Origin of the sequence: Methyloversatilis sp., from assembly GCF_030696805.1 — a bacterium.
Classification (GTDB): domain Bacteria; phylum Pseudomonadota; class Gammaproteobacteria; order Burkholderiales; family Rhodocyclaceae; genus Methyloversatilis.
Genome location: NZ_JAUYRO010000072.1, coordinates 1 through 15,321 on the forward strand (window position 1 = coordinate 1; position 15,321 = coordinate 15,321).

Here is a 15,321-nt window from a genome sequence, read left to right on the forward strand (position 1 = left end):
CGGCCAACCCGGCCTGTACGCCTTCACCGGGCTGGGTTCGCGCGGACTGGTGTGGTCGACGCTGGGTGCCGAAGTGCTGGCCGCGGCTTTGTGCGGCGACCCGCTGCCGGTCGAACACGACCTCGCATCGGCCATCGCACCAGCAAGGTTCTTCGCCAAAACTTGAGCTGGATCAAAGTCAGGCTACGGCCAGACTTGACACGCACGCCTCGAATTGTCTTTTACATTCTTGCACTTGCAAGTACCTCTTTGCGCCCAGCGGACCCGCGCCGTCCCAGCAACGGCACGCGGCATGACTTTCAGGAGATTCTGGTGATGGTCGTGTGTGCCTGCTGTCCGACTGCGACACGGTCGAGGACATCGCCGAATGTGCCACGATGAAGGAACCGCGGCTTCGCTGCTGTCTCGCGCTGCCCAACGACGTGCCTTCGCAGGACACCTTTCTGCGCATCTTCCGGTCGATCGACCCGCAGCAGTTCGAGCAAGCGGTTCACTGATGGATCGGCGGCATCGTCATCGCGCTGTGCGGTTGGATCGCCATCAACGGCAAGTACCTGCGCGCTTCGGCCAACGCGGAACAGGACATGGTGCACATGGTCAGCGCCTTTCAAAGCGATCTGTCGCTGGTGCTCGGGCAGGCGTCTGAACCGCCCCGGGCTTGAACCGACCCCAAGGAAGTTGGACGGTTGCCAGCAAGAGCAACGAAATCACGGCGACCCCTTACTGCTTTCGGACCTGGATCTCGGCGGCTACTTCTTGAGCATTGACGCGGGGGGCTGCCAGAAAGCGAATGCGGAGCACATCGTCACGCAGGGAAGCGACTATCTGCTGGAGGTCAGCGGCACCAGCCGAATTTGTTGCGCATGATCCGAGGCGCTTTTGTCGCCCCCCCGCTGGTGCGCAGCCCCGTCGAAAAGAGCCACGGACGCCCCGTGGGGCACTCTGCTTGAGTACCACCGGCAGACAGCAACGTCGATCCGATGCAAGAGCCCGGTTGCCATTGGATCGGTCGCATCCTCACGAAGCGCACCGAGGGTAGCCAGTACGCCGGGCCCGAGTTTCGCCATTACCTCAGCTCGCGCGACTGAGCGCCGACGAGCGGGCAGGCGCTGCCCGCGCGCCCTGGGGCATCGAGCACCGGATGCACGGGTGCTGGACGACGTGCGGTTCGGCGAAGACGCCTGCTCCGTTCGAAAGGACCATGCGCCGCAGAATCTGTCGCTGCTGAAGAAAACGGTGCACAACCTGACTTGCACCTGAACCGCCAGAGCCAGAGCCAGCCTGCGACGAAATCGCAAGCGCGCTGCGTGTGACGAAAACATCCCTTTGGCCGTGCTCGGGATCAAACCGCTATGACTTTCGAGTGCAACGGCCCTGGACCATTCACCCACTCTGCACGCGCGCCCCCCCAAAAAAATACCTGCTCTTGCTGCGATGCAGGTAGGGAAATCCTTAATCACGTGAGTATCCACTGGGTATTCCCCGAGTCATCTCCTGATACCGCGCCCCTATTGGAACGGCGTTAACTCAACCCATGAGTGGTTGCAAGTCTGCGGTTTCAAGCGCAGCAGAAGGTGGATCAGCAGCCTCTTCCAGCGTCTCGTTAGAAGGAGGAGGGACCAAGAAGAGGCCGAGGTGCGGCGCAATACAAACTCCAACAATGATGCACAGCCAAATCGTGGCACGCATGCAGTTGAAAGGTATTGATCTATGAACGACTTCACACGCTTCGCGTCCGGAGGGCACCGAACGCCCTACGCACTCGATTACGAACCGGAAAGTCACACCGCAGTCCGCTTCGGCAGCTTCATGCCCCCCCAGCCTAAAGCGGCTACTTATCTTCTGGTCTCCACCAAAGGGGTCGTATTGCGCCACTCGCAGACGCTAGACGGTGTGCCTGACCTGACGGGGCGGCTCGTCACTGCAATATTTGAGGCGTTGTCAGACCAAGGCACGACAAGCTGGTCGCAGGTGATGGCGGACTGTCGTAGCGACCCTCATAGTTATGTCTGGCGTTTGCAGGCAAGTGTTGCAGAAAGAACAGTAAACGTTGAATGCACATGCTTTCACAACGTGTCGGGCGCCGAAGAGTGGTTGCTCCGGCTGAGCGAAGTAGCAGCGGGAACCAGCATCGCCCGCGAGCTTGAAATCCTCGCTCAGGCGGCCCACCAGACACATGATTCGGTGCTTATCACTTGCGCCGCTGGCTTCATCGAATACGTCAATCCGGCGTTCGAACGTACCACTGGTTACCTCGCCAAAGAAGTGCTGGGCCATACGCCCCGCATCCTCAAGTCAGATCAGCACAGTAGTAAGTTCTACGATTGCATGTGGAGCACGATCAAACGGGGCGAGGTTTTCCGCGCGGTATTCACTAATCGGCGTAAAAGCGGCGAACTGTATTTCGAAGAAAAGACCATCAGTCCCATCTTCGACAGCCAGCAGAGGATCAGCCATTACGTAGCAACATCCAAGGACGTGAGCGAACGCATACGCGTCCAAGACCAACTCGAATACCTCGCGAACACCGACACACTGACCAAACTACCGAATCGGCGTCTGTTCATGGAACGGCTGGAACAGGTAATGAGCAGCGCCGGGAGGCAAGGGCAGCAACTAGCTGTGTTGTTCATCGATCTCGACCGTTTCAAGGTGATTAACGACACGCTGGGCCACAACGTCGGCGACGGTCTCTTGATAGAGATCGCGCGGCGCCTGCGTGCCAGCGTCCGTGCGACCGACATGGTGGCGCGGCTCGGTGGCGACGAATTCATGATCCTGCTCGAAGAGGTCAAGTGCCGTGAGGACGTGAGCCAGGTCGTCGCGAATATATTGAAGGGGCTGGGGCAGGCCATCCGCCTTGAGGGACGCGAATTTTTCGTCACCGCCAGCGTGGGCATCGCTTTGTACCCCGACGATGCAGCGTCAAAAGACGAACTGCTCAGTCGGGCCGATGTATCGATGTACCAGGCGAAATCAGCAGGGCGCAATACCTCCTGTTTCTATGAACATCACATGGACGTGCATGCGCATAGCGATCTGGCGCTCGAGATCGAACTGCATGGGGCGCTGGCCCGGCAAGAGCTTTTCCTCGTCTATCAGCCCATCGTCGACGCGCACTCGGGCCGGATGATGGCGGTTGAAGCTCTGTTGCGATGGAACAGTCCAAAAATGGGCTCGGTACCGCCCGACCGCTTCATTCCCATCATGGAAGAAACTGGACTGATTGTTCCGGTGAGCCGCTGGTCGCTGCGTCAAGCGCTGCACGACGTACGGAACGTGCAGCGCTTGCGCCCGGATATCGGGCTTTGTTTCAACCTTTCGGGCAGGCAAATGACCGATGCGGAACTGGTTGCCGACATTTCCGCCGCCCTGATCGAGGCCAGTTTCGATCCGCACCTGCTGGAACTCGAAATCACCGAGAGCACGCTGATGAAAGATCTTCAGCATACCGGCGCTGTGCTCGCCGCTCTTAATGCTATCGGAATCTCCATAGCAATAGATGACTTTGGTACAGGTTACTCCTCACTGTCGTACCTCATGCGCCTCCGCGTGCGCACGGTGAAGATCGATCGCAGTTTCGTAAGCGAACTGACCGCCGATCCCGAAGCAATGACTATCGTGCGCGCGATCATTTCGCTGGCTGGCAATCTGAATCTGGAGGTTGTGGGCGAAGGCGTTGAAACAGTCGAACAATTTGCCCAACTCGCCAAGCTGGGATGCAACCGCCTGCAAGGCTACCTGTTCGGCGTGCCCTCGTTGCCTGCTGATCTGCAAGGGCTGGCGTGCTTCCTTGCGCCCGCGGTGGAGACCGAAGAACGGCAGAGAGACAGACTGGCCGTTTAACCTTTTCGGTTCTACGGATACTTCAATTGCAACTTTTTTTCCGCTCACGGAGGAACCCATGCGCATCAACCAACCTGTCACGACCGCCGAGACCCTGCTTCCCGAGGGTATGTTCATCTATTCGCGCACCGATCTCGCCGGCAACCTCGTCGAAGCGAACGAAGCTTTTGCGTCCATCAGCGCCTTCACTCGGGACGCGATGCTGGGGCAACCGCATAACATGGTGCGCCATCCGGACATGCCGCCCGAGGCCTTTGCCGACATGTGGCGCGACCTCAAGGCGGGAAGACCTTGGCGCGGCATCGTCAAGAACCGTCGCAGCGACGGCGGCTATTACTGGGTCGTTGCGAACAGTTCCCCGGTTCGCGAGAATGGCCAGGTGATTGGTTACCAATCGGTCCGCTTACGCCCGACGCGGGAGGAAGTCGCAGCGGCTGACGGAGCCTACCGACGCCTGCGCGAGGGCGATGCCTTGATCAGTGTCAAACACGGCCGCATCGTCCCCAAGCGCAAATCGCCGCTGGCGCACTATCTCGATTTTCGCAACCAGAGCCTGCTCATGAGCGTGCTGCTGCTGCTCTTGAGCGCTGCCAGTGTCGCCGGCATGCTGGTCGAGTTCCCTGCGAGAACCATTGTTATTGAATCGTTGGCGTGCCTGGGGTTTGCACAGGGATTGTTTTACGCCCTGTTTGCGGGGCCACGCATGAATCGGGACATGACGTCGATGGCCGATCACCTCGAAGCGATCATGAAAAGTGGCAATTTGAAGTTGCGTTCTGATCCGAAGCGAGAGGACAGGATCGGCGACGTTGGCCGCACGATAGACGATCTCGTAGCTTGGGTGCAGGCAACGTTGCTTGGCATGCAGGACAGCGCGAAACTGGTGCGCGAATCCGTCGTTGAAGTGAGCGGCGACATCGCCAGCGTCGAGAACTCGGCCAGAGTGCAAAGCGACGCGTCCGCCGCTGCCGCGTCCGGCATCGAGCAAATCACCGTATCCATAGGTGAAGTCGCCAATCACGCCGCTGCAACCCGGGACTCCGCGTCGCTTGCAACGCGTTTGTCAGCCAAGGGAGCAGAACTGTCCGAGCAGACCAGTCAGACGATCAGCACTCTCTCGGAGTCCGTCAAGGCGGCGGCGCAACAGGTGGAGATGCTGGGTAGTCGGGCGGAGGATATTTCGCGGATCACCCTGGTGATCAAGGACATCGCCGATCAGACCAATCTACTGGCGCTGAATGCCGCCATCGAGGCCGCTCGCGCCGGGGAACAAGGGCGTGGATTTGCCGTGGTCGCGGACGAGGTACGCAAGCTCGCCGAACGTACCGCACAGGCAACTCAGGAAATCGCCGCCATGACACAATCGATTCAGAGCGAAACCGGCAAAGCTGTCGACAGCATGCGTTCGGGCGCCATGCAAGTCGATGCCAGCGTGGTGCTGGTACGAGAGGTGCGTTCGGCTCTGGGCGAAATTTCACAACAGATGGAGAACACCTCTCACATGGTCAATGACATCTCCTGCTCCACGCATGAACAGCAGCAGGCGATGACGCAAATGGCGCAGAACGTCGAACAGGTGTCCGTCATGACCGAGCAGAACATGGCCGCGGTGGGGCAAAGCAACGCGACGGTGGCGCGGCTCGGCGACACGATGGAACGGATGCGGAAGTCGGTCTCGCAATTCGTCACTTGATAGTCGTTGAGTCACCCCCTCCGTTGTGGTGTCCCGACAGCCCGCCGGCGAACCGCCACAAGCCGCCTGTCGATGTACCGTTCCGCTCGGCGGCAGACTGTAGAAACCGAGATGCGGTGGGCATGACCCTCACGGGCATGGGCGATGACGTCGCCTGTGGGATGAAACAGCTGGCTGCGCAAGGAAAATCGGGAAAAGTGGAACTGCGATTCGAGAAGGAAGCCTGCCTCAAAACCCGAGCTTGGAAACAGTGGAAGGGGTTCTCACCAGCCTGTTACGGCGGCTACGCGGGGTTTGGGCAACGGAGCACTCCGGAACGGAGCGCTCAATCAGCAAGGGAATGGCACGCTGATGAATGCAATGAGTGCAACTGAATTGTGGGATCGGGAGCGCCGACTGGATAACGGTGTCGGTCTTGAGGAACTCGACGTCCGGATGGCAGACATCCTCCTTGTAGACGACGAAATCGTTAATCTGAAGCTGCTGCAACGTTCGCTGAAGGCTGCAGGCTACACCAGACTTACACCACTTTCTGACCCCCACGCGGTGTTGCCGCACTTCGAAAGCCACCGGTATGACCTCGTTGTACTCGATCTCAACATGCCGGGAATGAACGGTTTCGAGATCATGAGCAAGCTCCAGGCGCTGAACCAGGACGACATGCCGCCCGTCCTTATCCTGACCGCCCAGCACGCGCAGGAAGACCGGATCCGCGCATTGCGCAGCGGTGCGCAGGACTACATCACAAAACCCTTTTCCATCGAGGAACTGTCGGCACGGGTGCGCAACCTTCTGCAGGCCCAGCTCAACCGGAAGCATATTCGCGGGCGCAATCTCCAGCTGGAGCAGCGCGTGTGCGAAAGAACGCAGGAGCTGTACGACACACGGCTGCAGATCGTGCGTCGTCTGGGCCGGGCGGCGGAGTATCGGGATAACGAGACCGGATTGCACATTGTCCGCATGAGCAAGATATCGGCGCTGCTGGGCGAGGCGGTTGGAATGGGGCGGGAATCCTGTGAGTTGCTGCTCAACGCAAGTCCGATGCACGACATCGGAAAGATCGGAATACCAGATCACATCCTGTTGAAGCCTGGTGGTTTCGAACCGCAAGAATGGGAAATAATGAAGATGCACACGACAATAGGCGCGGACATTCTTTCCGGCGATGATTCGGACATCCTGAATATGGCGCGCGAAATCGCCTTCACCCATCACGAAAAATGGGATGGCAGCGGCTATCCGTGCGGCTTGCAAGGCGTGAGCATCCCGCTCGAGGGCCGAATCGTCGCGGTGGCCGACGTATTCGACGCGCTGACGTCGGAGCGCCCGTACAAGCGCGCGTGGCAGATCGAAGATGCACTCGATTTCGTGCGCAACCAACGCGAGAAGCATTTCGATCCGCAACTGGTCGATCTGTTCATGGAAAATCTTCCTGCCGTACTTGAGATCCGGAACCGCTTCGCGGAACCGCAGGTTTCTGCGGCCTAGCACCCCAGCGGGTTCAACGGGATGGAAACGTTCGCTTCAGTTCGGCTGGCAACGCACGGGTCGGGATCGCTCCCTGACGCCCCGAGCCGGACGTCGTCACGCCCTGCCCGAGCTGTACTCGCGCCGATCGATTTCCCGTGGCCTGCTTTCCCGCGTACCCCGGAATGACGCCACAGTTTGTTCTCGCGCTGCTTTTGCCGCTGCTCGCATGTGGGCTGCAATGGCTGCTTTGGCCCTGGCTCGCGCCCTTCGTATGGTTTCTTTTCTTTCCGGCCGTTTTCTTCAGCGCCCGGCTTGACGGGGTACGCGGCGGCCTTACCGGCGCTGCGTTGAGCATCTTTCTGGTCTGGTTCTTCTTTATCCCGCCGCAGCTGAGCTGGGCGATCGAAAGCCCGACCAGGTTCTACGCCTTCGGACTCTTCCTGCTCATTGGCTACCTTTTCGGCAAGGTTCACGCGCGTCTGGAACAGGCGCTGAGCGATACCGAACGCCGTCTGGCAACAACCTGCGAATCGGTGACGGTCGGCATCGCCCGCGTGACCCCGGACGGTCGCTGGATTTGCGTCAATCAGAGGTTGTGCGACATCGTCGGCTACAGCCGGGAAGACCTTCTGTTGCGCAATTTCGGAGCCCTGATCCACCCGGATAACCCTGCAGCCGACATGGTGGACATGCGCCGGATGCTTGCGCATGAGGCTGACAGGTGCGCCGTCGAAAGACACCATGTACGAAAGGATGGAAGCGCTGTGTGGATCAGGCTGACACTCGTCATGTGTCTGAGCCCGGATGGCCGGCCCGACTATTTCATCGCGATCATCGAAGACATCGATGAAAAGAAGGCAGCCGAAGTGGCGCTCAACGAGAGCAGGGAACGGATGCGGATACTCATCGAGCATGCACCTGCAGCGTTGGCGATGTTAGACCGGGACATGCGTTATCTGGCGGTCAGCGATCGATGGAAGCAGGACTACGGACTCGTCGATCGCGAGCTTGTCGGGCTGAGTCACTACGACGTGTTTCCCGATATCCCCGACCGGTGGAAGTCCGCGCATCGCAGCGGGCTGGCTGGACAGGTGGTGCGGATCGACGAAGATCGATTCGAGCGTGCCGACGGCAGCGTGCAGTGGCTGCGCTGGGAGATATGTCCGTGGTACTTGTCGGACGGGACGGTCGGCGGAATTGCCATCCTTACCGAGGACGTCACGGAAAAAAAGCTGGCCGACGAAGCATTGCGGACGAGCGAGCGACGCTTGCGCATCGCACAGGAAGGTGCCCAGGTCGGCCTGTGGGAATGGGATTTGCGTAAGGACCAGCTTTACTGGTCGCCGGAATACGAGCGGCTTTATGGCATTGCGCCGGGAGGCATGCGCAGTGCGAAGTACTGGCGATCACGCGTGCATCCGGAAGACCTGCCCCGGGTCGATGAAGCCTGGAACCGGCATTTTGTGCATGGCGATCCGTTCGAAGTCGAATTCCGCGTCTGCCGCGATGACGGCGAAACCCGATGGATGTATGGCGTGGGTGCGGCGCAATTCGACGCGTCTGGGAGAGCCGTTTTGCTGTCCGGCTTCAATATGGATGTCACCGAGCGAAAGAAGGCCGAGCAGACCTTGCTCGAAAGCCGCGCACAACTGATGCGGACCGAGGAGCTTGCTCATCTCGGAAGCTGGGAGCTCGACCTGGTCGACGGCAGGTTGCAATGGTCCGACGAGGTGTTCCGGATACTCGGCTTCAAGCCCGATGAATTCAGCGCCACCTATGAAGCGTTCCTGCAATGTGTGCATCCCGATGATCGAGAAGCGGTAGACCGCGCCTATTCGAGTTCGCTCGGCGATAACCGGGACAGCTACGAAATCGAGCACCGCATCGTGCGCAAGGGCAGCGGAGAGATTCGCTTCGTGCACGAGAAATGCCAGCATTTCCGCGACGCGTCGGGGCACATTGTCCGTTCCGTCGGCATGGTTCACGACATCACGGAGCGTATGCTTGCCGAGCAGGCCCTGCGGCAGAGCGAAGCAAGGCTGGCTGCATTTTCGGAAGCGAGCTTCGAAGCGGTGGTACTGAGCGAAGGTGGCCGGATAATCGATTGCAACGCCCAGCTCGCGCGAATGCTTTGCCGCTCCGTCGATGACCTGAAAGGACACTTCATAGAGGAACTTGTCGTCCCTGAGCATCGGGAGCGGGTAATGCACACCATCCGGCACGAACAGGTCAGCGACATCGAACACGACATGCTGTGCGGTGACGGCACGCGCATTACCGTCGAGGCACGTGGCCGGCCAAGGGGCGGCTTCACCGGAGCGACGCGCGTATTGGTCTTGCGGGACGTCACGACGCATCGGCAGGCCGAAAGGCTGCTTCGAGTGGTGACCGATGCGGCACCTGCGCTCATCGCGTATGTGGATCACGGGCTGCGACACCGGATGATCAATGCCAAGTGCGAGGAGTGGTTTGGCCGGCAGCGGGAGGACGTGCTCGGGCAACATGTATCCGAACTGCTGGGCGAGCAGACCTACCTGGTTGCAGCGCCGTGGATCGCACGGACCCTGGCGGGCGAACAGGTCAGTTATGAAGTCGAGATGACCTTGCCGCGGCTGGGCGAACGAAGGATATCGGTCGCCTACATACCCAGTGGCGCAACGGACGGAACCTCGCACGGCTTCTGTACCGTCATGCAGGACATCACCGAGCGCACGCAAGCCGAGCAGGCATTGCGCAGAGGCGAGGAGCGCTTCCGCACTGTGCTCGAACACGCGGCCGATGCCGTACTCATCGCCAACCCGGCGGGGCGTTTCAACTATGCCAATCGCCGGGCGTCGGCAATGCTCGGATTCAGCGTCGAGGAACTGTGTGCGATGGGCGTCGATGACATCGTGCAGGTACAAGATGTCGCGACGGCCCGACGACTGTTCGATGAATTGTGCGAGCGCGGACATTTGCGCACGGATTTCGATCTCAGACGCAAGGACGGCAGAAACGTGCCGACCGATATCAACGCCGTAGGTCTTCCGTGCGGCGACCTGTTGGGCGTGTGCCGTGACATCACCGAGCGGAAAATGGCGCAAGAGGCCGTGCTCCGTGCCAAGGACGACGCGGAACAGGCGAGCCGCGCGAAATCACAATTCCTGTCCCGCATGAGTCACGAGTTGCGCACACCGATGAATGCGATTCTCGGTTTCTCCCAGTTGCTGCGTACCGATACGCAGCATCCACTCGACGATCTTCAACGTGAGCACGTGGCGGAAATCGTGCATGCGGGCCGGCACCTGCTGGACCTGATCAACGAGGTACTGGACTTGTCGCGCATCGAGGCGGGGCATCTGGAAGTGAGGCCGGTTGATGTGGACCTCGGCAACCTTTTGTGCGGATGCCTGAATCTGACCCGCCCGGATGCGGACGTCCGGGGCATCGAGTTCCGGAACTCCATCTTGCCGGGGCAGGTTTTTGTCGTGGCCGATCAGATCCGTCTCAAACAGGTATTGCTCAACCTGCTTTCCAACGCCGTGAAGTACAACCATCCGGCAGGCACGGTGAGCATCGATTGCAAGCTCGAAGACGGATGCTGGTTCATCTGCGTCGCTGATACCGGATCGGGATTGACGCGCGCCCAGCAGGCGCGGCTGTTCACGCCTTTCGAGCGGCTTGGAACGGATCAGGCCGAAGGTACCGGCGTTGGCCTGGCACTCTGCAAGCACTTGATGACGCTGATGGGAGGCCGGATCTGGGTAACCGGCGAGGCGGGAGAGGGTTGTCGATTCTGGATCAGCCTGCCTGAGGCAAAGCGTCCTTCCGTCATGCCGGCCAGCGTCGTTGACGCCGACTGACGACGTTTTCGTTGTCTGGTGCCGGCATCGCGCTTGTTCCATCGCGATCGCCCGGCGCAGGAAGGAAGCCGGCACCTTGGCAGAAGCAGCCGAGGCCAGACGAAAGCTGTAGCAGTTACAAAACAGGAGGGCACGGTACGAACCTTGCCCCGCACATGGGAGCCGCAAATGTCACAACCAGTCCATACCGGAGTTGGAGAGAGTTCAGCAGCTGATCTTGCCGGAACGAACGACCTGGCGCCGGAAGCCCGTCGCCTGCTGGCTGTTCTCGACAGGCATGCAATCGTCAGTGTCACGGGCTGTGATGGCAACATTGAGTATGTCAATGAGCTGTTCTGCGAGGTAAGTGGCTACTGCCGCGAGGAGCTTCTGGGGCAGAACCATCGCATCCTGAAGTCAGGCTTTCACCCCCAGGACTTTTATGACCGCTTGTGGTCCGAGCTGATAAAGGGTGAGAGCTGGCAGGGTGAGCTGTGCAATCGGCGCAAGGATGGCAGCATGTACTGGGTGGCCTCAACCATCGTTCCCTTCATGGATGACACGGGACTGCCAACGCAGTACGTATCCATCCGCACCAACATCACCGCCCTGAAGCAGACCCAGGAAGCGCTGGGAGTAGCCGAGTCGCGTTATCTCGAGGCGCAGCGCATCGCGCGCCTGGGCCACTGGATGGTCGACCTGACGAACGGCACCACTGACTGGTGCGAAATGGTGTACGAATTGACCGGCCTGGATGCCGCCACATGTCAGCCTACCCTGCAGATTCTGTATGAACTGATACATCCGGACGATCTTGAGCGTTTCCGCGCTGCAGTGATCTGCGTGCGAGCGACCCCGGGGCCGCACAGCCTGGATGCCAGAATCGTCCGGCCGGACGGCGAAATCCGCTTCATGCAGTTGCGCTGTCTCGTCCATCAAGAGCAATTCGGCAGAATCATGGGGACGGTGCAGGACGTGACTGAAGAGAAACTGCGTGAATTTGAACTTGAACAGGCCAGCCGGGCGAAGTCGGAATTCCTGTCGCGCATGAGTCACGAATTGCGCACACCGATGCATGCCATCCTGGGCTTTGCGCAACTCATGAGGATCGAAGGCACTTTGGCCGAGGAGCACGCCGACAGCGTCAGCGAGATTCTGAAGGCGGGCCGCCATCTGCTCGAACTGATCAACGAAGTGCTGGATCTGTCACGCATCGAAACCGGCAGGCAGATCTTGTGTCCGGAACCGGTGCAGCTGGAAACTCTGCTGCAGGAATGTCTCGTCCAGGTTGAAGCCGATGCACGACAGAAAGGTCTGACGCTTGTCCAGAGCAACTCGTCAGGGGCCCTGTGGGCTTTCGCCGATCGATTGCGGCTGAGGCAGATTCTGCTGAACCTGCTTTCGAACGCAGTGAAGTACAACCACCAGGGGGGCAGTGTGACGGTGAAATGTGCCGTGACCGAGCCAGACTGGCTGCGCATTTCCGTAATCGATACCGGGTCAGGTATCGACGAGGCGAGGCAGGCGGACCTGTTCACCCCTTTCAATCGGCTCGGTCAGGAAGCGTCCGCCATCGAGGGCACAGGTATCGGTCTCGTTATTGCCAAACGCTTTACCGAGATGATGGGGGGACGGATCGGCGTTGCAAGCAAGAAGGGAGTTGGAAGCACGTTCTGGATCGAGCTTCCGGTCGTCGTTGCCGACGGCGAACCCGTGGCAAGGTCGTTGCCGGCAGTAGAGGAAGCCATCGGGACCTCGCCGGGGCAGGACAAGGAAGGCAGGACGATTGTGTACATTGAAGACAACCCTGCCAACCTGCGCTTCATGCAGCAACTGCTCAAGCGCCGGCAGGACATTTCCCTGTTCGTCAGTGAAGATCCGTACGACGGGTTGCAGCTCGTGCGTCGGGAGCGTCCCGATCTGATCCTGCTGGATATCAATTTACCGGGTATGGACGGCTACTCGGTATTGAAACTACTCAAGGCCGATAAGCTGACACGTTCGATCCCCGTCATCGCCGTCAGCGCCAATGCGATGCTGGGCGACGAGGAAATCGGACGCGCCGCAGGCTTCATCGATTACCTCACCAAGCCATTGGATCTGGACGTATTGATGAGTGCCATCGACCGCCATCTCGCCAGTACTGCAGCGTGACCGACAATCAATACGAAGGAACTGTGGCCGACGGGCCTCGCGCCCCCTTGGGCACTGCAGATGCGCAGGTTGATCCCTTGCAGGCCCGCATACTGCTCGTCGATGACGACTTCGCGAGCATCAGGATGATGGTGCGGATGTTGCGCAGCCACGGCTACACGGAACTGGTAACCGCCACCGATCCGCGCGACGTTCCCGCACTGTGCCGCGAGCAAGAGTTCGATCTCATCCTTCTGGATCTCAATATGCCGCACATGGATGGCGTGCAGCTCATGGAACAGTTGATAGCCGAGTTTGACGGCGATCTGGCTCCTCTGCTGGTTGTCACCGCTCAGGACGACCACCGGCGCCGACTTTGTGCGCTGTGTGCGGGCGCGTCCGACTATGTCACGAAGCCATTTCAGTTCGATGAGCTTCTCGCACGCGCTGGCAATCTCATCCGCATGCGCATGTACCAGAATGCAATGCGGAAACGCAATCGCTCGCTGGAAGAGCTCGTCCGGGAGCGGACCGAAGAATTACTGCGTTCGCGCCAGGACATACGTGAATTCGCTGCTCACAACGAACAGGTCAGGGAAGCAGAACGTACCCGTATCGCCAGGGAAATTCATGATGAACTGGGGCAGTATCTGACCGCGCTGAGTCTCGATATCTCGATTCTTGAAATGCGTTTTTGTGCTGCCCTTCCAGCGCTTGCCGAGCAGGTTGAGTCCATGCGGAAACTGATGGATCGCACCATTTCCATGGTGCGTAACGTTGCCAGTCAGTTGCGCCCGGCGGCCATGAATCTCGGGCTCGAAGCGGCTGCCGAATGGCTGGTGAGCGAATTCCGCTCGCGGACGGGCGTGACCTGCACATTGAGTTTGCCTGCGAGGGCTATTCTGCTCGACGACGAGAGCGCTACCGCGGTGTTTCGCATCCTTCAGGAGTCCCTGACCAACGTTTCGCGACATTCGGCGGCACGACAGGTGGACGTGTCGCTCCGCGTCGAAATGGGGTACCTGGTGTTGCAGGTACGCGACGACGGACGAGGCTTCGAGGAGAGCACGATTGCTGGAAAGAATACTTTCGGCCTGATGGGCATTCGCGAGCGCGCCATCATTCTTGGAGGCGAGGCGCGGCTGCACAGCGTGCCCGGCGAAGGCACCGTTGTGACAGCCAGTATTCCGTGTCAGGAGCAAAACGCTGATACCAAGCATGGAGCGCTGCAGGGCCCCGACAGACTCCTCGCGGCAAAAAGCGGACGCAGACACCCATGATTCGCATACTTATCGCTGACGACCACGACATCGTCCGGCAGGGCATTCGTCAGGTAATGGGCATGGCTGGAGATATCGAGGTTGCTGGCGAAGCCGACAGCGGATGGGCGGTATTGGGCGCTTTGCGCGAGCAGCACTATGACCTGTTGCTGACCGATCTGAACATGCCCGGTCCCAGTGGCACTGACCTCTTGAATCGCGTGAAGGATGAACACCCCGGACTCGCCATCGTTGTGCTCAGCATGCACGCTGAGCGGCAAATCGCCGCCGGCGCCCTGAAGGCGGGGGCGTCCGGCTATCTGACGAAGGGAATTCCCGCCTCCAGCATTCTCGCCGCTGTCCGCAAGGTCGCACGAGGTGGGCGCTACATCGACCCGGAACTGGTTGATAAGCTTGTCTTTTTCACATCAGCGGATGAGGGAAAAGTACCCCATGAGCGTCTTTCCGAACGGGAGTACCAGATTTTCCAACTGATTGTCCAGGGAACCAGCCTGAACGACATCGCCGAACAATTGCATTTGTCGGCAAAGACGGTGAGTTCGCACAAGAAGCGATTGTTGCAAAAAATGGAAATGACCAGCGCGGTGGAGCTCGTGCGCTACGCCCTGCAGCACGGGATGATCATTTGACATGACCGACTGCGACACGGTCGAAGACATCGCCGAATGGGTGGCAGAGAAGTGAGCCTGGCTGCGCCGCTTTCTCTCGCTGCCAACCAGCGCGCCTTCGCAAGACACCTTTCTGCGCATATTCGAGGTGATTGATCCGAGGTAATTCGAGCCAGCGTTTCGCCGCTGGGTCGGCGGCTTCGTCACCGCGCTGGGCGGGCCGACTGGCATCGACGGCAAGTGCCTGTGCGGTTCGGCCGACGCAGTGATGCAGGCCAATGCCTCGGCTGCGGCTGCGCTGGCGCTGCCACTGATCCGCATCCGCGGCTAGCGACAGCCATGCCGGCAATCTGGCCCGGCTCGGGCGGCTGCTGCCGGACACCGTGCTGATGCCCGATGTGCGCAAACTCGCCGGTCGGGTCGCGTTCCGCACCGCGACGCCCGACCGCATGCCGCTGATCGGCGAACTG

8 protein-coding genes and 2 pseudogenes are annotated in these 15,321 nt (G+C 59.8%); all 10 read left to right on the forward strand.

The genetic code is table 11. The features are described from left to right. Positions 1-249: 249 nt before the first annotated feature. Positions 250-1,356: pseudogene (locus Q8R75_RS12330) on the forward strand (ISAs1 family transposase). Between the two features lie 354 nt (positions 1,357-1,710). Further along, complete coding sequence (locus Q8R75_RS12335) at positions 1,711-3,846, forward strand: EAL domain-containing protein (protein WP_305614425.1); 2,136 nt, start codon at positions 1,711-1,713, stop codon at positions 3,844-3,846. A 58-nt stretch (positions 3,847-3,904) separates the two neighbouring features. After that, positions 3,905-5,539 carry a PAS domain-containing methyl-accepting chemotaxis protein gene (locus Q8R75_RS12340; protein ID WP_305614426.1) on the forward strand — a complete coding sequence of 545 codons (1,635 nt, stop codon included), beginning with the start codon at positions 3,905-3,907 and terminating at the stop codon, positions 5,537-5,539. A 23-nt stretch (positions 5,540-5,562) separates the two neighbouring features. Then, the gene (locus Q8R75_RS12345) at positions 5,563-5,913 is read left to right on the forward strand and encodes a chemotaxis protein CheB (protein WP_336623622.1); all 351 of its coding nucleotides are present in this window, start codon (positions 5,563-5,565) and stop codon (positions 5,911-5,913) included. Next, a complete protein-coding gene (locus Q8R75_RS12350; RefSeq protein ID WP_305614428.1) occupies positions 5,891-7,027 on the forward strand; it encodes an HD domain-containing phosphohydrolase in 1,137 nt (378 codons plus the stop codon). Before Q8R75_RS12345 ends, Q8R75_RS12350 begins: the two co-directional genes overlap by 23 nt. A gap of 164 nt (positions 7,028-7,191) precedes the next feature. Next, positions 7,192-10,851: a PAS domain S-box protein gene (locus tag Q8R75_RS12355; RefSeq protein WP_305614429.1), complete on the forward strand. Its 3,660-nt coding sequence runs from the start codon at positions 7,192-7,194 to the stop codon at positions 10,849-10,851. Between the two features lie 168 nt (positions 10,852-11,019). Beyond that, positions 11,020-12,984, forward strand: a complete 1,965-nt coding sequence (locus Q8R75_RS12360) for an ATP-binding protein (RefSeq protein ID WP_305614430.1) — start codon at positions 11,020-11,022, stop codon at positions 12,982-12,984. Further along, entirely contained in the window at positions 12,981-14,243 is a 1,263-nt protein-coding gene (locus tag Q8R75_RS12365) for a response regulator (protein ID WP_305614431.1), read from the forward strand. Before Q8R75_RS12360 ends, Q8R75_RS12365 begins: the two co-directional genes overlap by 4 nt. Then, a complete protein-coding gene (locus Q8R75_RS12370) occupies positions 14,240-14,872 on the forward strand; it encodes a response regulator transcription factor (RefSeq protein WP_305614432.1) in 633 nt (210 codons plus the stop codon). Before Q8R75_RS12365 ends, Q8R75_RS12370 begins: the two co-directional genes overlap by 4 nt. Position 14,873: 1 nt before the next feature. Beyond that, a pseudogene (locus Q8R75_RS12375) lies at positions 14,874-15,014 on the forward strand (transposase family protein); the annotation flags it as partial. Between the last annotated feature and the right edge of the window lie 307 nt (positions 15,015-15,321).

Excerpts from the sequence above, each read along its gene's own strand:
- Q8R75_RS12335 (WP_305614425.1), top strand. The coding sequence starts at position 1,711 with ATGAACGACTTCACACGCTTCGCGTCCGGAGGGCACCGAACGCCCTAC.
- Q8R75_RS12355 (WP_305614429.1), top strand. The coding sequence starts at position 7,192 with ATGACGCCACAGTTTGTTCTCGCGCTGCTTTTGCCGCTGCTCGCATGT.
- Q8R75_RS12360 (WP_305614430.1), top strand. The coding sequence starts at position 11,020 with ATGTCACAACCAGTCCATACCGGAGTTGGAGAGAGTTCAGCAGCTGAT.
- Q8R75_RS12340 (WP_305614426.1), top strand. The coding sequence starts at position 3,905 with ATGCGCATCAACCAACCTGTCACGACCGCCGAGACCCTGCTTCCCGAG.
- Q8R75_RS12370 (WP_305614432.1), top strand. The coding sequence starts at position 14,240 with ATGATTCGCATACTTATCGCTGACGACCACGACATCGTCCGGCAGGGC.
- Q8R75_RS12350 (WP_305614428.1), top strand. The coding sequence starts at position 5,891 with ATGAATGCAATGAGTGCAACTGAATTGTGGGATCGGGAGCGCCGACTG.